This is a genomic window from uncultured Winogradskyella sp. (assembly GCF_963975125.1).
GTDB lineage: Bacteria > Bacteroidota > Bacteroidia > Flavobacteriales > Flavobacteriaceae > Winogradskyella.
The window spans coordinates 1-19167 of record NZ_CAXBGB010000021.1 but is presented as its reverse complement, the minus strand read 5'-3'; the positions used below and the strand labels follow the sequence as shown (position 1 = coordinate 19167).

Below are 19167 nucleotides of genomic sequence, written 5' to 3'. Positions count from 1 at the left end.
GTTCTTATTGCTTTTAGTAGATGTAAGAAAAAATAGTTTTTGTATCGTATTACTTTACTTACAAACATTGCTATTCATTTCTATTCATCAACTTTTCTAATGAAAACAATAGCGTCTTTTCTTTAATCGCTAATAAGAAAGCGTTCATTATCGGCTTCGCTCAAACGCGCTATATTTCCCATAGTACTTGTATCGTTAATACGCTTAATAATAAACTCAGGATCTAAGGCGAATATGCGTTGTAAGCCATTGAGGTAACTTACTTTTAGAAACTTACTATCCTTAGAGAAACTTAAAGCAACGCCAGGATTATCGATGGTATCTATGTTTAATGTAATAAGTAGATCATTGTGTGCATTAAAAACACCTTGATAGCTTACTAAAAATGTGTTATCTAGACTAGCGGTAGCAGTAAGACCAACACCTTTTGCATCTGGAAATTCTGTAACGATCTTTTCTTCTGTCGTTTTTATTACCTGTGCGTAATGAAACCAAAAATCAGGATCAGCATCAGCGGTAGCTGGTACCATGTAATAGTGCTCATCTAAAGATAAATTACCATAAGTATTATCCATATTTACCATCTCTATATAAGGGAAAGGAGGTGTCTTATAATAATACACGGTTTTTTCCTTGTCTTGGCGTATGCCATTTACGTATTCGCTATCAAAACTGACTACACCTATATACTCACCTCCATTTATAAAAGATACTAGCTCTACAGGAAATCCATCACTAGACTTTAATATAGATCTATCTTTAAATATATTACGATCCGCTTTATAGCGATAGGCTTCATTTTCTATTAAAGCCGTTTTTCCATTGGCTGAACCTAATAGTGTGTACTTGCCATCTTCAGATATATCAATGTCTTCTATATATCCTGTATAGCCATTAAAACCAGATAACACAATATTTGTAGTATCGATGGTATATCCATCGTAATCTTTAGTAATAAAGTAGATTTTAGAAAAATTAAGGGCAACACTAGATACAACATAAATGGCAGTGTTAGTAGCCTCTTCAATGTATAAATCAGATTTATTTCCTAAGTACTCGTCTCTAGGAATCGTCGTCGCTATTGAATCAGAAATTCTCAAAATGTCTTTATAAATAGGATTACCTTTGTCTGTATAGCTATTAATTTCATCTTCGCTCACATCTGGCAAACTCAGAGATGGTACCTGATAAAAACCGTAACCACTGTAAAATACTTTTATAAGCTGTTCTGCTGCTTCTGTAGTTGGAAAGTTTTTCTTTTTTGCAAAAATATAAGCCTGTTCAGCTAAACGCAAGGATTTGGTTGGGTCTTCATCAAATTGCCCTTGAGAATTGGCTATATATGTTGATAGTAAAGCTTCGTTCTTTTTATTCACGGCAAAAATTGAGGCACCTATTGCTATAACCAATAGCACACTTAAAACACTTATTGCAGCATTACGAATGCGCATGGTGCGCTTATGTTGTTTAGCAGCCTCACCTTCCATATCTCCTACTGACTTACCATGAATAGTTGCCGCTAGCAGCACCAATCGCTTTCTAAATTCTGGATGGTCGAGGTTTAACTCTTCTTGAAGCCCTAAATCGCGAAAATCTACATAAAAAGGTTCACCTTTAAAAACCCCAGACAAGTTCTTAGGAAGTGCAGTTGTTACTTTCCAATCAAAATCATTGGTGCCCTCATCATATAGAATATCACCATCAGTTAGAACAATGATAAATTTTTCAATAGATTTATGTTCTAACCAGTATTCCACTTCGCGCTGACACCACTTGGAATTCGCATACAACTGGCTAGCCATACAAACGAAGTATTCAGATTCTTCAAGTCCCTCTCTAATCTTATCACCTAAATCCGCAGAGAGAGAAAGATCGTTAGCATCTCTAAAAATTTCTAATGCACGTCTTTTAAAAGTAGGCTTGGCAAATTTTTCAAGTGCTTTTTCAAGACTGGTGCCTAGATCTGTATCTTGTGCATGACTATAGGAAAGAAAAGCGTTGTATTTCATTGTTTAGTGTTTGGTTACATACTAAAATTGAGCCCTAAGTTGTATTCTTAACATTGAATACGAACTGTAATACTTTAAATCACTGTATAGATTTATTACTAAAATTAGGTAAGCTAAATTACTTTTTTTTAATATAAAACTAGTGCAACCCTACGAAATTTATACACCCCTAACTAATTCCATCTCAATAATCCCACCATGAGAAGCATAAGCCACTACTACTCCATTTTTCAAAATTAAAAGCTTTGGAGACTGATACATCGCTTGAAACTTATAACTCACTTCATTAGACACCTTTTAATTTTTTTTATATGTTAACTCACAAACAGATACAAATTGTTGCGTTATTTTCTACTTGAATAAGGTAAATTAAATGTATTTACGTTAGTCAGAAATAGGATAAGTAACTTATTACTCATTTGTAATAACAACTTCATAATTGCCTCTTTGTATTATCTCAAAAGAAACTAAGCATATTTTATTTTGGCCTGCTTTTTTAACAATGTATTCTATATCAATAAAATTGGGACCTATACTACTATTAGTTATAAAGAAATCTTGACCTGTCTGAGTAACTTGACCAGAAGATGAACTAATTTTTAAACCTAATGGCACGTACTTAATAAGCAATGCGTAAAACGAGACTTTAATTTTTTCTATATCTCCACTTAGTTTATTAACATCAATCTTATCTACACCATTTTTCATTATTATTCTATGAGACAATTCAGGATTTGATAATCCAACATAATCGCCATTAACCCAATATCCTTTTTGAGTATAACTATTACCAGCTAAAGAATAAACAAATTTCCCCTCACCATGTTTTAAGCCATTCTTAAATTTTCCAGTAAATACGTTACCGTTTTCATATTCATATTTTCCTTTACCATCAGGAAGTCCATTCTTAAATTTTCCCTTATAAACATCAATCCCTTTGGCTCTACCTTTTCCATCAGCTAAACCGTCCTTACAATCTCCCTTATATGAATCAGATATTTCAGTTAGTAAAACTTTGCACGATTCTTTCTTCTGCCCGAATGTAATTCCATAAATCATTAAGAACATGTACAGTAAATATGATTTAAAAGTCAATCTATTTTTCATATTATTTCAATGTTAGGAAAATTTCAGTTTATATACTAATTATATAGATTGATGCTGAAATAAATTCAGCACAGGCGAGTAAAGTTGAATTTTTACTAACAAAAAATTAATACCTAAAAACTACATATTATTAAACAAACTTCACTAAATCCATCTCATTAATCCCACCATGAGAAGCATAAGCTACTACTACTCCATTTCTAAGCACTAACAACTGTGGAGATTGATGCATCACTTGGAATTTATAACCAACTTCATTAGAAACATCTCTATAATTCAATAAATCTAAATAGTATAAATCTGCATTAATATCTATAACATAATCAGAGACAAACTGATTCATTACCATACTACTAATACCACATCGTGTAGAGTGTTTAAAAATTAGTTGTGTTTTAGCATTAGACTTTTTAGCAATATTTTCTAATTGAGATACATTGGTCAAAGGTTGCCAAGGCAATATTTTTTCTTCTTTTGGTTCTGATGAACCGAATAATTTCTTAAACATATTTAATTCTTTTCTTTTATTAGTCTTGCGTCAGTTCTAGTGTTTTAGTTTGAACGAAAGTGAAAACTAAAAGTATCGAGAACAATTTAGAGCTTCTCTATACATCCCGATTAAAAATCGGGACATTTGAAGTGACGTCACGTTTCAATTAAGTCGAAACTTTATAACAACCTTACGCACAGACAAAACGTCACTATATACCATGCTAAATCGGTCATTTTGTCGTTTTTATCTTACAGCTTTCAATTGGTAAGATTATTGCCTAAATATAATTAAAGAATAATAAAATGTTATTGTGAGAGTCATCGAAGAATCAACTTAAAGATTGCCGCGTCCTTCGTCCTTGCAATGACAATAACACATAAATATGATGAATTTTAATAATTATACAATTAAATCACAAGAAGCCATACAGCAAGCACAGCAGCTTGCGCAAGGCTTTGGACATCAACAAATAGAAAATGAGCACATTTTTAAGTCCCTTTTTAATGTTGATGAAAACGTGTTACCATTCTTGCTTAAAAAGTTGAATGTTAATGTGTCTATGCTGCAACAAATACTGGATAAAGAACTAGAAAGTTTTCCTAAAGTTTCTGGTGGAGATATTATGCTCTCAAGAGGAGCTAGTAAAGCTTTAAACGAAGCATCCATCATCGCAAAAAAGATGAACGATGATTACGTATCTATTGAGCACTTAGTACTCGCCATTTTTAAGTCTAAAAGCAAAATTGCACAGATTTTAAAAGACCAAGGAGTAACTGAAAAAGGATTAAATGCTTCTATCGAAGAGTTGCGTAAAGGAGACAGAGTAACATCTCAAAATCAGGAAGAGACCTACAACTCGCTTAACAAGTATGCAAAAAACTTAAATCAGTTAGCCAGAGATGGTAAGTTAGATCCTGTAATTGGTCGTGATGAAGAAATTAGAAGAATACTTCAAATTTTATCTCGTAGAACCAAAAACAATCCTATTTTAGTTGGAGAACCTGGTACTGGTAAAACCGCTATTGCAGAAGGTTTAGCGCATAGAATTATTGATGGTGATATACCTGAAAACCTAAAAGACAAACAAATCTTTGCCTTAGATATGGGGTCGCTTATAGCTGGTGCAAAATTTAAAGGTGAATTTGAAGAACGCCTAAAAGCTGTTATAAAAGAAGTTACTGAGAGCGATGGAGATATTGTTCTATTTATAGACGAGATTCACACCTTAGTTGGTGCTGGTGGTGGACAAGGTGCTATGGATGCGGCTAACATTTTAAAACCTGCATTAGCACGTGGCGAATTGAGAGCTATTGGTGCAACGACTTTAGATGAGTATCAAAAGTTTTTTGAGAAAGACAAAGCTTTAGAGCGTCGCTTTCAGAAAGTAATAGTTAACGAACCAGATACTGAAAGTGCAATTTCTATTCTAAGAGGAATTAAAGAAAAATACGAAGCACATCACAAGGTTAGAATTAAAGACGAAGCCATTATAGGAGCCGTAGAATTATCAGAACGTTACATCACAAACCGATTCCTTCCAGATAAAGCAATTGACTTAATGGATGAAGCTGCTTCAAAATTACGAATGGAGATTAATTCTAAACCAGAAGAATTAGATGTGTTGGACCGTAAAATTATGCAGTTAGAAATTGAGCACGAAGCAATTAAACGTGAAAAAGATGAAACAAAACTAAAATCTTTAAAAGCAGATTTAGCAAACCTTAAAGAAGAACGAAACGAACTGAATGCGAAATGGAAATCTGAAAAAGAAGTTGTAGAAAACGTTCAGAATATAAAACAAGAGATTGAAAACTATAAGCTAGAAGCTGAACGTGCAGAGCGTGATGGTGATTATGGTAAGGTTGCAGAAATCCGTTATGGAAAAATTAAGGAGGCTACTGAACAGCTTGAAAAATTCCAGAAGGAGTTATCAGAACATAAGGAAACAGCTTTAATAAAAGAAGAAGTAACCTATGAAGACATAGCGGATGTGGTTGCCAAATGGACCGGAATTCCAGTAACAAAAATGCTTCAGAGTGATCGTGAAAAGCTATTGAAGCTTGAAGATGAGTTACACAAACGTGTTGTTGGCCAAGAAGAAGCTATTGAAGCGGTTAGTGATGCTGTAAGACGTAGTAGAGCTGGTTTGCAAAATCCACAAAAACCAATTGGTACCTTCTTATTTTTAGGAACAACTGGTGTTGGTAAAACAGAATTAGCAAAAGCCTTAGCAGAATATCTATTTGATGATGAAAATGCAATGACGCGTATAGATATGAGCGAATACCAAGAACGACACTCAGTAAGCAGATTGATTGGTGCACCTCCAGGATATGTTGGATATGATGAAGGTGGACAATTAACCGAAGCTGTAAGACGCAAACCTTATTCGGTTGTCTTGCTAGATGAAATTGAAAAAGCACATCCAGATACGTTTAATATCTTATTACAAGTATTAGATGAAGGACACTTAACGGATAACAAAGGTAGAATTGCAGACTTTAAAAACACTATCATCATTATGACCTCTAATATGGGAAGTCATATTATACAAGAGCGTTTTGAAGCTACGAAGGATATTCCTTCCGCAATAGAATCCGCAAAAATAGATGTATTAGCATTATTAAAACAAAATGTAAGACCAGAGTTTCTTAACCGTATCGATGATACCATAATGTTTACGCCATTATCAAAAGAAAACATTACAAAAATTGTTGGGTTACAATTAAAAAATGTAACTAAAATGATAGCTAAACAAGGCATCACTTTCGATGCTACACCAGAGGCTGTAAGCTATTTGGCTGAGAAAGGGTATAATCCAGAATATGGCGCACGACCTGTAAAAAGAGTAATCCAAAAAGAAGTACTTAACGCATTGAGTAAAGAAATATTAGCGGGTAAAGTTACTACTGATAGTATTATTCTACTCGATGAATTTGATGGACAATTAGTTTTTAGAAATCAAGTAGATATGGTTACCGAAGAAATTTAAACTGATTGTAACATATTAGGTTAATAACAGTCTTTATATTGATTGGTTGGTTAAGAGCAACACAAATTTCAAGTACTTGAAAGGAGTGTTGCTCTTCCTTTTTGGAACAAACCAAATAGTAAGTAATAATCCAAAAGTTTAATAAAAAAGCAGTGATTATCAAATAACCTCATTTATTCAATATTTCACAAGTACTCATTTAGTAATCCTATAGATCTAAAAATGAGTGGCTTTCTAAGTTATTAACAACTTTTCGACGAAATGCATAATAAAATTTAAAATTTAACGCTCCTTTTAACGGATAAATCATTAATTTTATCGAGCTATTTTATTCCAACATACTTAAGACTTATTAAATTTTGTCTAGTAATCCCTCTACATGTAGAGAATTACTGTAACTAATTTTTTGTCAAAATCCTACTTAAAAATTTAAATGGAATTAAATAGATATATAGATCACACCTTATTAAGTGCTTCTGCAACTGAAGCAGATATTTTGCAACTTTGTGATGAAGCCTTAAAATACAATTTCTATTCAGTATGTATCAATAGCAGCTACGTACCAATTGCAAAACAAGCATTAGGCAGATCTAATGTAAAAATATGTACAGTTGTTGGGTTTCCGCTAGGAGGTATGTCAACTGAAGCAAAAATGTTTGAAGCAAAAAAAGCTATTGAACAAGGTGCTACAGAAATTGATATGGTAATGAATATCGGTCGCCTAAAAAGCAAAAACCATGTTGCTGTACTAAAAGACATAAGTAATGTAAAGCGTGCTATTGGCCTAATTCCTCTTAAAGTTATCATAGAAATAAGCGAACTTTCAAAAAATGAAATCGTTAAAGCTTGTGAAATCTGTATCGATGCAAGAGCTGATTTTGTAAAAACCTCAACAGGATTTTCTAAAAGTGGTGCAACTCTAACGGCCGTAAAAATTATGAAGAAAAGCGTTAAAAATCTTCTAAAAATAAAGGCCTTTGGAGATATTAACGATTTAGAAACTGCTCAAAAATATATTGATATTGGTGCTAGTCGTTTAGGATCTACTTCAAGTATTAATATTGTATCAAGAAGTAAAAAACCTATCGTTACTATTTAAATCCCTTAAGCTAGTTCTAAAGCAATCTTCATCATATCATTATAAGATTGCTCTCGATCTATTGAGCTTGAAGATTCACCTGTAATTATATTATCACTAACAGTTAGTACTGAAAGCGCTTTTACTCCAAATCTTTTGGCTAAGGTAAAAAGGATTTGTGTTTCCATTTCTACACCTAGAATCCCTTGTTTTTGCCACTTTTCCCAACGATTTTCTCTAGTATCATAAAACGTATTTGTACTAAATACCGAGCCTTGATAGGTTTTAATATTCATTGCTTTAGCCGCATTATATGCTTTTAACAATAAATCAAAATCTGCAGTGGCAGCATATTGCATGCCTTCAAAATACAAGCTATTAGCATCGCAGTCACCAGAAGCACTCATCGCTAAAAGCACCTGCCCTAAATTTAAATCTTCTTGAATTGAACCACAAGTTCCTACTCTAATCAAATTTTTCGCATTATATGTAGAAATGAGTTCATTTACATAAATTGAAGTACTTCCCATTCCCATTCCTGTGCCTTGAATAGACACTCTGTTTCCTTTATAATAACCAGTAAAACCGAGCATTCCTCTTACTTTGTTATAACAAACGGCATCATCTAACATTGTATCTGCAACATGCTTTGCTCTTAAAGGATCTCCTGGCAACAACACAGTTTCTGCAATATCTCCAACTTTAGCTTCTAAATGTATACTACTCATATTCTTTTTATTATTATTGTTTTATCAATACTTGACACTTATTTATTAAGCACCATAAGGAATCCAAATGTTTTTAATCTGGCTTGCATTTTTAAGAAATTCGCCTCCTTCGCCTTGTGCTTTATCTAACCAATTTCTATACTTCCCATAATTTACCCAAGTTCGTTTCATATTATCAGCTGACAATAATTCCATGTCCTTACAACCTTCTGTACTTCCAAAATACCAAATAGCATCTACATCATCATGCTTTGCCAATACTTGAGCTAATTCATCTTTATTGCCTGTTACAATATTTACTGCACTTCCAGGAACGTCAGACGTTTCTAATATTTGATAAAAATCAGTCGCAGAAAAAGGTGACTTCTCAGAAGGCACAACAACGACATTATTTCCCATTGAGATTGCAGGAATTACTGTTGAAATAAAGCCTAACAAAGGAAATTCATCAGGACACACAATTCCCATAACACCAAAAGATTCTGGCATTGCCAAAGTAACATTTCTATGAATAGTATGATGCACATGGCCATCATACTTATCTGCTAAAGCTGCATAAGTATAAATCCGCTCAATTGACAAATCAACCTCTTTTAGACCGTCAGACTTACTTTGATTGGTCATTTGGACAATTCTACTCGCAAATTCTTCTCTTCGTATGGCTAAATTTTCTGCCAAATAATACAATACTTGTGCTCTTGAATGTCCTGTCATGCTCGTCCACTTGCTACAAGAGTGAGCAGCTTCAACAGCATTTCTAATATCTTTACGGTTACCTTTAGAAACTTCGCCAATATATTCACCATTGACACCATTAACAACTTCACTATAGCCACCATCTGGTCTAGATTGCTTGCCACCAATGTACATTTTAGTAGTTCTATCTATTCCTAGATTCGTCTCAGATTTTTTAAGAGTTCCATTTGATTTATGTTTTGGAAGTGAAATTGGTTGATCTGTGAAAGATACTTCAATTTTCGGTTTTAAGTATTCCATTAAACCTTCCTTTCCTCCTTCTCTACCAAACCCAGATTCACGATAACCTCCAAAGCCAGCTGCAGCATCAAATACATTCGTACAATTAATCCATGCAACACCTGCTTTTATTTGAGGTGCAATATCTAAAGCCAAATTAATATTTTCTGTCCAAATACTGCATGCCAAACCAAATCTGGTATTATTGGCTAGTTTTACAGCTTCTTTATGAGATCTGAATGTCATAGCAACTAAAACAGGGCCAAAAATCTCTTCTTGTGCTATAGTTGAAGAAGGCGAAACATCAGTGAACATTGTTGGCGGAAAGTAATACCCTTCTTTAGGACAAGACCAAGAAGGTTGATTTAGTGTACTGCCTTCATCAACACCTAATTTCACCATTTTTGTAATGGTATTAAGCTGTGCTTTATCGACAATAGCACCTATATCAATGCTTTTATCTAAAGGGTTTCCTATTCTTAAGGTTTCCATTCTGGCTCTAATCTTTTTATACAACTTTTCAGCTATACTTTCTTGAACCAATAATCGTGAACCAGCACAACAAACTTGACCTTGATTAAACCAAATCGCATCAACAATACCTTCCACTACACTATCTAAATCTGCATCTTCAAAAACTATGAATGGTGATTTTCCTCCAAGTTCTAAAGACAATTTTTTTCCTGTTCCTGCTGTTGCTCTTCTTATAATTTTGCCAACTTCTGTTGAACCTGTAAAAGCGATTTTATTGACATCTTTATGATTTACAATAGCTGCTCCTGTTTTTCCGTGTCCAGTAATAATATTTACCACGCCATTTGGCAATCCTATTTGTTCGCAAATCTCTGCAAAAAGTAACGCTGTCAATGACGTAGATTCTGCTGGCTTTAAAACTACAGTATTTCCCATTGCGATGGCTGGTGCAATTTTCCACGCTAACATCATTAAAGGAAAGTTCCATGGAATAATCTGACCAATGACTCCAAGCTCTTCATAGTCTCCTAACTCTGAATCTCTTAATTGTGCCCAACCAGCATGATGATAAAAATGTCTTGCAACAATGGGAAGATCAATATCTCTTGTCTCTCTAATTGGTTTTCCATTATCCATGGATTCCAAAACAGCAAAAAGTCGAGAATGCTTCTGAATCTGTCTTGCTAAGGCATATAAATACCTGGCGCGTTGATGCGACCCAATTTTCACCCATTCTGGCAATGCTTTATTAGCAGCTGCTACAGCTTTATTAACATCAGTCTCATTGGCTTCAGAAATTTTTGCCAATTTCTCCTTGTTTGAAGGATTAATACTGTCAAAATACTCCTTTGAAGAAGGAGCAACCCATTTTCCGTTAATAAATAATTTGAACTTTCTTTTATGACTTTCTAAAAAGTTAATGGCTTCATCTGCACTTTCTGGTGCTGGACCATAAGTCATAGTATCGTATATTTCTTTAATTTCCATGCGTTTTATTATTTATGCCATTGGGTGTCTAAATGACGCTGAATACCGTCCTGTTACATAATGTTCTAATTGTCTTTCAATATCACCAAGCAGACTGCTGGCTCCAAACCTAAATAAATCTGGATTTAACCATTCGTCGCCAAGTTCTTCTTTAATTAATACTAACCAATTGATAGCTTGTTTGGCTTTCCCAATTCCACCAGCTGGCTTAAAACCAACTTTGTAACCTGTTAATTCATGATATTCTCTAATGGTTCTAATCATCACTAGACTTACAGGAATAGTTGCATTCACAGGTTCTTTACCTGTACTCGTTTTAATGAAATCTGAGCCAGCCATCATGCTTACCCAACTTGCCTTTGCTACTTTAGTATATGTAGGGATTTCTCCTGTTGCAAGTATCGTTTTCATATGAGCATCTCCACAGGCTTTCCTGCAAGCAGCAACCTCATCATATAAAGTTTTCCAATCTGATCGTATAACTAAATCTCTACTGACTACAATGTCTATTTCTGTTGCACCCGCAGCCACAGATAATTCTATTTGTTTTAGTCTCTCCTTCAGTGGAATATTACCTGCAGGAAATCCTGTGGATACTGCAGCAATAGGAATAGAACTTCCTCTTAAACCTTTTTTTGCATCTTTAATGAAATTGTGATATACACAAACTGCTCCTGTATGGATATCAGCATCTTTCATTCCCATAGCCTCCAATAAGTCTAATCTAATTGGTGACTTTGCCTTTGCACAAAGCCTCAATACATTACTTTCTGTATCATCACCAGAAAGAGTCGTTAAGTCAATACAACTCACAGCTTTTAACAACCAAGCTGCTTGCCACTGCTTCTTAACAGATCTTCGCCCACTTAATGTAGCTGCACGTCTTTCAACAGCACTTCTATTTACGTTAATATCTTCAAATAGACTTGAATCAAATGGAATACCATCGTTTCGTTTTTGATGTAAAATTTGCTTCTTATTTGACTTCATATTCTTCAACTTCATTTTTGTATTACTCATACAATTTTTCGTTTAGTTTTATTCTAATTATTAAAAATAACAAATCTTAAAGAGTTTACCTTACTGTTTTAAGTATTAATGGTTTTTCTAGAGGTTTTTTCTCAGTAAATTTATACGCTAAATTCAAAAGCTCTTCTGCTTTATTAAATGAAGATTCATCATTAGAATACAATTCAGCTAATGGGTCACCATTCTCAACAAAATCACCTATTTTCTTTAGCAATCTAATGCCAGCACCAAAATCAATAGCGCTGTCTTTAGTTTCTCTACCAGCACCTAACTTTACTGAAGCTAAACCAACATCCAAAGCATTTAGATCACTTAAAAACCCTTCTTCTTTAGAATAATAAATCCTTTTATGTTCTGTTGTTGGAAGTTCTTCTGTATGTTCAATTGAATTAACATCTCCTCCTTGCGCACTTACAAATTCTTTGAATTTATCAAATGCTTTTCCTGAGCTAATCAATTCTTTTAATTTTAAAACAGCTTGTTCATGATTTTCTGCTACTTTTCCTAAGACAAGCATATGACCACCTAATTCTAAACAAAGTTCTGTTAAATCTTCTGGACCATTACCTTTTAATGTATCTATAGCTTCTTTAACTTCTAAAGCATTACCAATAGTATATCCTAAAGGTTCGCTCATAGATGTAATTACAGCTATAACTTCTCTATTCATATTGGCACCAATATTAATCATTACTTGTGCTAATTCCTCTGCATCTTTAAGTGTCTTCATAAATGCACCATGTCCGACTTTTAAATCGATTACAATTGCATCTGCTCCACAAGCTAATTTCTTACTCATTATACTTGAAGCGATTAGAGAAATATTATTTACTGTTCCTGAAACATCTCTAAGTGCATATAATTTTTTATCGGCAGGGACTAAATTTGCATTTTGACCACATACTGCAATATTGTGAGATTTGACATTATCAATAAATTGATCCTTCGTCATATTAACAGAAAGTCCACTAATAGATTCCATCTTGTCCAAAGTTCCTCCAGTATGGCCTAAACCTCTACCAGACATTTTTGCAACAGGTACTCCAGCTGCCGCAACTAATGGCGCTAAGACTAGTGTCGTTTTATCTCCAACACCTCCTGTACTATGTTTATCTACTTTAATACCTTCAATAGCTGATAAGTCAATCAAATCACCAGATCGCATCATCAAATCAGTTAAAATAGCAGTCTCCATACTATTCATTCCTTTAAAATAAATAGCCATTAAAAGTGCCGAAATTTGGTAATCAGGAATTTCGCCAGAAATAAATCCATCGATAATTGACGTAAGTTCTTCCTTATTTAGTTCAAGACCATTTCTTTTTTTAACAATTAAATCTACCATAATATGCTAATACTACTATTAGAAAGCAATATGAATACAAAGTTAGACAACAAAAGCCTAAAATAAAATGAAGTAGTTCATCTAAAAAAGTTAATCTAGATTAACTTTTTCCTTCACATCTTAAGTTGCTTTTTAATCTTACTCAAAAACTCTTTTGATATGCCCAGATAGGAAGCCGCCATATATTGAGGTATGCGTTTTTCAATTTCGGGATATTGTTTTGTGAATTGAATATACTGTTCCTTTGCTGAAAGGCTAAAACTTGAAACAATTCTTTTTTGGGAAGCAACAAAAGCCTGTTCTAATATCAATCTAAAAAAGCGCTCTAGCTTAGGGATTTCTTTAAAAAGAATTTCCTGATCTTCGAATGATAATTGAATTAACTTTGTATTCTCAATACATTGAACATTATAATCAGAAGGTTTTTGAGATACAAAACTTCCAATTTCTGAAGCCCACCAGTTTTCAATTGAAAACATCACGATATGCTCTTCACCATTATCATCAACATAAAACGTTCTTGTACATCCTGAAATAACGAAACCGCTATACCTACAAACATCTCCTTGTTGCACAACATATTGCCCTTTTAAGTATTTTCTTATATTAACTCTTTCGAGAATAAGTTTCGATTCTAGTTCACTAAGAGTGACATACTTGTTGATGAAATCAATAAATAAATACGCTTTGTTATCAATCATATTTTGATGCATTCTAATAGAAAAAATGGTTGGAACGAAAGTAGATTTCTACCATAGTATAAAAGTATTAAAAAGATAATAGAATCTTCATATTTAGCTTTCATTTAGTTTCTGTAGTATATCATTTGAGTATATTTGGTTTTACAAAATTTAGTTAAAATGAAATACTTTCTAATTCTAGCCTTTGCTTTAAGTTTTATTATACCTGTAAATGTGCAGGAACAATCGAAATCTTCAACAACGACCTTTTATCTTATTAGACATGCTGAAAAAGATAAAAGTGATGAAACCAATAGAAATCCTAATCTTACAGAGGCAGGTAAAACTAGAGCAGAAAACTGGAGCAAGGTATTTGAAAATATAGATTTTGACGCTGTTTACTCTACAAATTATAATCGTACTAGGCAAACTGCAGAACCCACTTCAAAAAAGCAAGAATTAGAGATTCAGTCTTATGATCCAAGAAATTTATATTCTGAAGAATTCTCTGAAGCTACCTTAGGAAAAACTGTCTTAATTGTTGGTCATAGTAATACAACTCCAGCCTTTGTTAACGCTATTATAGGAGAAAAGAAGTACGAAGACATGAATCATCATGATAATGGTAGTCTATATATCGTAACTATTTCTGAAGGCAGTAAAATTGATCAAGTACTAAAGATTAATTAACAGTTACATTTTCGAGCTTTATTTTAGACAATAGCTTTAGCTGATTATTTTCAAACGCTTTTCCTAAATCGAATAGCTGAATAGACAAATCTTCGGCTTTGAAATTATTGTAATCTACAAAGCGTAATCCGTTAATATAACGTTCATTATAGGCTTCTCTGAAACGCATTCCAACACCATCATCTTCATTATATGAATACGCTAGGTAACTAGATTTAAATGTCTGTTTATCAATCCAATAGACAAACACGTCTTCATAATCTTCACCACCACCTTCTTCATTAAAAGTTACTTTTAATTTATAGTAGTCTTTTGTCTTAATCGTCTCCTCTCCTATTAATTCTTTTTGAACTGCTTTATCATTTAAACCATAAGGTAATGTTGAAAAATAGTGTACTGAGTTTACAGAAGCAGTATATTTCACAGCCATTGAATCTGCTACATTTACAAACTCTTCACCAACCATTCTTTTAAATCCGAAATTATCATAGATATCAGTAATACTATCATTATTTTCCTCAAACATTCTTACCATTAAAAACTCATCTCCTAGACGTCTAGACATATATGTTTTATCTCTAAACTCAAAAAATATTTCAGATTTACTAAAAATATCACCTCCCGAAACTTCAATAGATTTATTTATTATTTCTTCAGCACTCATTGATTTAGGAGCATTTTCATTTTTACAGCTCACAACAAAGAATGCAAATAAAATTATTGACAAATACTTCATGTTTATTATTTATAATATAAAGTCGTAAAATTAGGGATTACATTACTAACACATCAAAAAATAATTATAATTTATTTACCTTTGCTATTCATGCAAAAAACGGTAAACATACTTAATAAAAAGGCAAAATTTCAGTACGAGATATTAGATAAATATACAGCTGGAATTGTACTTACCGGAACTGAAATTAAATCCATCAGATCTGGCAAGGCTTCTATTGCCGAAAGTTTCTGTGAATTTAATGACAGAGAAGAACTGTTTGTTATTAATATGACTGTTGAGGAATACGCTTTTGGCAACTACTACAACCACAAACCAAAAGCAGAGCGCAAATTATTACTCAATAGAAAAGAACTTAAAAAGCTTAAAAAGGAAATGGATATTAAGGGTAATGCTATTATTCCATTGCGGCTCTACATCAATGAAAAAGGATTTGCAAAACTTACTATTGCCCTAGCCAAGGGTAAAAAGCTTTTCGATAAACGCGAAACGATTAAAGACCGAGATAACAAGCGAGATCTAGACCGTATTAAGAAAAATTTTTGATAAGTTTAAGATTGTTCTAACTTCTTGCCTTACAATTTTAGTCTAAGTTTGAAAATGTATAGACAACCATTTATTGAAGTTTTAAGTTTATACAAATAAGACTAAAATTATAAATTCATCTTTACTTAAGTTTTAAGGTATGATATTTGTTATAATTAGTAAAATTCATGTCAAAAAATTAATCATCAATCAACACTTATGACTAAAAATTTACTCAACCTCTTTTTTATTGTTTCTAGCACAGTTGCATCAGCTCAAATTGTAGGGACAGTTACAAACACCAAAAACGAAGCACTTCCTTTTGTAAATATCTTAATAGAAAACACCTACATAGGTACAACTAGTAACGATGATGGCTATTACGAACTCAATATTTCTAAACCTAAAACCTATACCATAGTCTATACATATTTAGGCTATAAAACGGTTAAAAGGAAAGTTGCTATAGATAAATTCCCATATACAATAGATATTATTTTAAAAGAAGAATCTGTTTCTCTTAGTGAAGTTGTGGTTAATTCAGAGGACAACCCTGCTAATGCTATAATGCGCCAAGCCATTGCAAATCGAAAAGAAAATTTAGAAAAGATTAACTCGTATAAGGCCAATTTTTACTCCAGAGGATTAATCAGAATTAAAGATGCACCAGAAAAAATATTGGGCCAAGAAATAGGTGATTTAGGTGGTGGCTTAGACTCTACAAGAACAGGAATTATTTACTTATCCGAAACCATTTCTAAAATTCAATATTTAAGGCCTAATAAACTCAAAGAAAAGATTACAGCCTCTAAAATCAGTGGTAATGATAACGGCTTTAGTTTTAACAGTGCATTAGATGTTAATTATAATTTTTACAACAACACAATAGAGTTTGGCAATGAAATCATTTCACCTATTGCTAATAATGCTTTTGGTTATTACCGCTATAAATTAGAAGGTATATTTTATGATGACAGAGGCAATCTTATCAATAAAATCAATGTTATTCCAAAACGAGAAAACGATCCTGTATTTGCAGGCTCTATTTACATTGTCGAAGACCAATGGACTATATACGGAATAGAGCTAGATATTACAGGTGTACAAGCCAGAATCCCTGCAGTAGATATCATCTCATTAAAACAAAATTTTTCGTATTCTGAAACTAATACTATTTGGGCTTTAATTTCTCAGAGTCTCGATTTTAAATATGGGCTTTTCGGTATAAAAGGAGATGGACGTTTCACGGCTGTTTACAGCGATTATGAATTTAACACAGGTTTAACCAAAAAAGATTTTGGACGTGAGCTAGTTGCTTTTGAAGACAAAGCCAATAAAAAAGATTCGCTTTTTTGGAATAAGATTAGACCTGTTCCTTTAACAATAGAAGAGCGTACTGATTACACAAAAAAGGATAGTATTCAGATTGTGAGAGAATCTAAGCCATATTTAGATTCTATAGATCGCGTAAACAATAAATTTAAACTTGGAAGTATTCTCGGTTACACTTACCAAAACTCACATAAGGATAATCGTTTGGGTTATGATATTCCTTTTGGCGGAGTTCAGTTTAATACTGTGCAAGGCTATACTGCAAAGGCCAACGTATTCTTTACTAAAAATTACGATGATTTTAAACGTTTTTTTAGAGCGAATGCTAGTTTACAATACGGTTTTTCAGATGAGCGATTAAGAGCAACAGGTTCTCTAACGTATAAGTTTAATAATACATCGCGTTCTTTTTTAACATTGTCTGGTGGTGTGAGGACTGAACAGTTTAATCCATCAATCCCGATTACACCATTTATTAATACAATAAGCACGTTGTTTTTTGAAGACAACTACATGAAGATATACGATAGAAGTTTTCTTCAATTGAGCCATTCTGAAGAATTGTTTAATGGCTTTAGATTGCGCTCTAGTTTAAGCTACGAAAGACGAAAAGCGGTATTCAATACCACAGATCAAGTGTTTAGAAATGAAGACAATGATGTTTACACCAGTAATAATCCATTAGATGAAACTGCTTATGGCATTGCTCCTTTTACAATACATAATATATTAAAAGCTAATGTTACAGCACAAATCAACTTCGGACAAGAATATTTAAGCTATCCAGATAGTAAGTTTAATGTGAGTAATGACAAATATCCTACGCTAATACTGAGTTACGAAAAAGGATTTGGTTCAACTAACGCTAATTATAACTTCGATCAAGTAAAGGCGAGATTATACCAATCGTTTAATATTGCAGATAAAGGTCGTTTTAGATATAACCTAAGAGCTGGCAAGTTTTTTAATGCAGAAAATATTGCCTTTATGGATTACCAACACTTTAATGGTAACCAAACACACACAAGTACAGAAGGCAATTACACCAATGCTTTTAATAATTTAGATTATTATGCTGGCAGCACAAATGATGCTTATTTAGAAGCACATGCTGAGCACGATTTTAATGGATTTTTATTAGGAAAAGTTCCCTTACTCAATAAACTAAACTTTAATTTAGTTGTTGGTGCACATCTTTTAGCAACACCAGATTTTAAACCTTACCAAGAATACTCTGTAGGTATAGATAATATTGGTTGGGGAAAATGGAGGTTTTTGCGCTTAGATTATATTAGATCTTACCAAAGTGGTTTTAAAAGTGATGCGATTTTGTTTGGATTAAAATTCTTTTAACTTTATAGGATAATTTATTTATAGTTTGAAAAGTATCATAATTGTTTTTATTCTTTTTTTTCAATTGTCATTTTCTCAGCATGATGATATAGCTGATTATGAGATTTATTCCTTGATTTTAACAGAACAACTTAAGTTTGGTCAAAGTGATAAGACAGATTCGATAGTCTTAGTTGAAATAAATTCTGTAAAGATGAAAACTATTGATTGGTGGCAATTTGAGAGAGATTCAACATTAATAGCTAGAATAGCAGAAGAACCAGAGCTTAAAATAACTATTGAATCTATATCTCAAAATATTGAATCTCAAGATCAGATAAATACAATCCTTTTCAACTTTGAGAATATTCATTTCAAAATAATAACAGATAAAGAGCAATCTATTTTAATAGATGAAATGAATAAAAAGAATAAACAAAGTTTCATTATTCGTTTTTCAAAAGTTAATTACAATGGTAATTTTGCTGCTATAACTTACAGTTACTACTGTGGTGGAAGATGTGCAGGTGAGGATATGATTATTTATGAAAAAATAGATAATAAATGGGTCCTATTAACTCAAATTAATTTGTGGATCGCTTAACTAAACCACTATGGACTCAAAGTCCATAGGTTTTTAAATCTGACTAAAGTC

General features: G+C 32.8%; 16 protein-coding genes. 6 read left to right on the top strand and 10 right to left on the bottom strand.

Annotated elements, in window-relative coordinates:
- Window positions 1-122: 122 nt before the first annotated feature.
- The 4 genes from AAC053_RS04815 to ytxJ all read right to left on the bottom strand — a co-directional run bounded on the left by AAC053_RS04815 (window position 123) and on the right by ytxJ (window position 3624).
- Window positions 123-2009, bottom strand: coding sequence for a TIR domain-containing protein (locus tag AAC053_RS04815; protein ID WP_339753485.1), 1887 nt, complete (start codon window positions 2007-2009; stop codon window positions 123-125).
- Window positions 2010-2168: 159 nt separating this feature from the next.
- Window positions 2169-2303 (bottom strand): monothiol bacilliredoxin BrxC family protein, encoded by a 135-nt coding sequence (locus AAC053_RS04810; RefSeq protein WP_339753482.1) that lies wholly within the window; start codon window positions 2301-2303, stop codon window positions 2169-2171.
- Between the two features lie 117 nt (window positions 2304-2420).
- Window positions 2421-3116, bottom strand: a complete 696-nt coding sequence (locus tag AAC053_RS04805) for a hypothetical protein (protein WP_339753479.1) — start codon at window positions 3114-3116, stop codon at window positions 2421-2423.
- 130 nt (window positions 3117-3246) lie between these two features.
- Window positions 3247-3624 (bottom strand): bacillithiol system redox-active protein YtxJ, encoded by a 378-nt coding sequence (gene ytxJ, locus AAC053_RS04800; protein ID WP_339753476.1) that lies wholly within the window; start codon window positions 3622-3624, stop codon window positions 3247-3249.
- A 370-nt stretch (window positions 3625-3994) separates the two neighbouring features.
- Between ytxJ and clpB the strand changes: the two genes are divergently transcribed.
- Both clpB and deoC (AAC053_RS04790) read left to right on the top strand, forming a co-directional pair.
- Window positions 3995-6601, top strand: a complete 2607-nt coding sequence (clpB, locus tag AAC053_RS04795) for an ATP-dependent chaperone ClpB (RefSeq protein WP_339753525.1) — start codon at window positions 3995-3997, stop codon at window positions 6599-6601.
- 433 nt (window positions 6602-7034) lie between these two features.
- Entirely contained in the window at window positions 7035-7700 is a 666-nt protein-coding gene (gene deoC / locus AAC053_RS04790; protein WP_339753473.1) for a deoxyribose-phosphate aldolase, read from the top strand.
- 5 nt (window positions 7701-7705) lie between these two features.
- Here the strand turns inward: deoC (AAC053_RS04790) and deoD are convergent, their stop codons facing one another.
- The 5 genes from deoD to AAC053_RS04765 all read right to left on the bottom strand — a co-directional run bounded on the left by deoD (window position 7706) and on the right by AAC053_RS04765 (window position 13918).
- Complete coding sequence (gene deoD, locus AAC053_RS04785) at window positions 7706-8407, bottom strand: purine-nucleoside phosphorylase (protein WP_339753470.1); 702 nt, start codon at window positions 8405-8407, stop codon at window positions 7706-7708.
- A 45-nt stretch (window positions 8408-8452) separates the two neighbouring features.
- On the bottom strand, window positions 8453-10843 hold the full coding sequence (locus AAC053_RS04780) for an aldehyde dehydrogenase family protein (protein ID WP_339753467.1): 2391 nt from the start codon (window positions 10841-10843) through the stop codon (window positions 8453-8455).
- Between the two features lie 12 nt (window positions 10844-10855).
- Window positions 10856-11863, bottom strand: a complete 1008-nt coding sequence (deoC, locus tag AAC053_RS04775; RefSeq protein WP_339753465.1) for a deoxyribose-phosphate aldolase — start codon at window positions 11861-11863, stop codon at window positions 10856-10858.
- 55 nt (window positions 11864-11918) lie between these two features.
- The gene (locus tag AAC053_RS04770) at window positions 11919-13217 is read right to left on the bottom strand and encodes a pyrimidine-nucleoside phosphorylase (RefSeq protein ID WP_339753461.1); all 1299 of its coding nucleotides are present in this window, start codon (window positions 13215-13217) and stop codon (window positions 11919-11921) included.
- Between the two features lie 113 nt (window positions 13218-13330).
- A complete protein-coding gene (locus AAC053_RS04765) occupies window positions 13331-13918 on the bottom strand; it encodes a Crp/Fnr family transcriptional regulator (RefSeq protein ID WP_339753458.1) in 588 nt (195 codons plus the stop codon).
- Between the two features lie 159 nt (window positions 13919-14077).
- Here AAC053_RS04765 and AAC053_RS04760 point away from each other — a divergent pair, with 159 nt between their 5' ends.
- Window positions 14078-14587, top strand: a complete 510-nt coding sequence (locus tag AAC053_RS04760) for a phosphoglycerate mutase family protein (RefSeq protein ID WP_339753455.1) — start codon at window positions 14078-14080, stop codon at window positions 14585-14587.
- On the opposite strand, the gene AAC053_RS04755 is transcribed toward AAC053_RS04760, so the two are convergent.
- Entirely contained in the window at window positions 14580-15323 is a 744-nt protein-coding gene (locus tag AAC053_RS04755; protein WP_339753453.1) for a DUF6503 family protein, read from the bottom strand. The genes AAC053_RS04760 and AAC053_RS04755 overlap by 8 nt on opposite strands.
- Window positions 15324-15413: 90 nt before the next feature.
- Between AAC053_RS04755 and smpB the strand changes: the two genes are divergently transcribed.
- The 3 genes from smpB (at window position 15414) to AAC053_RS04740 (ending at window position 19116) form a co-directional block, all read left to right on the top strand.
- The gene (gene smpB / locus AAC053_RS04750) at window positions 15414-15869 is read left to right on the top strand and encodes an SsrA-binding protein SmpB (protein ID WP_339753451.1); all 456 of its coding nucleotides are present in this window, start codon (window positions 15414-15416) and stop codon (window positions 15867-15869) included.
- 198 nt (window positions 15870-16067) lie between these two features.
- Window positions 16068-18533, top strand: a complete 2466-nt coding sequence (locus AAC053_RS04745; RefSeq protein WP_339753448.1) for a DUF5686 and carboxypeptidase regulatory-like domain-containing protein — start codon at window positions 16068-16070, stop codon at window positions 18531-18533.
- Window positions 18534-18558: 25 nt separating this feature from the next.
- The gene (locus AAC053_RS04740) at window positions 18559-19116 is read left to right on the top strand and encodes a hypothetical protein (protein ID WP_339753446.1); all 558 of its coding nucleotides are present in this window, start codon (window positions 18559-18561) and stop codon (window positions 19114-19116) included.
- The last annotated feature ends 51 nt before the right edge of the window (window positions 19117-19167 follow it).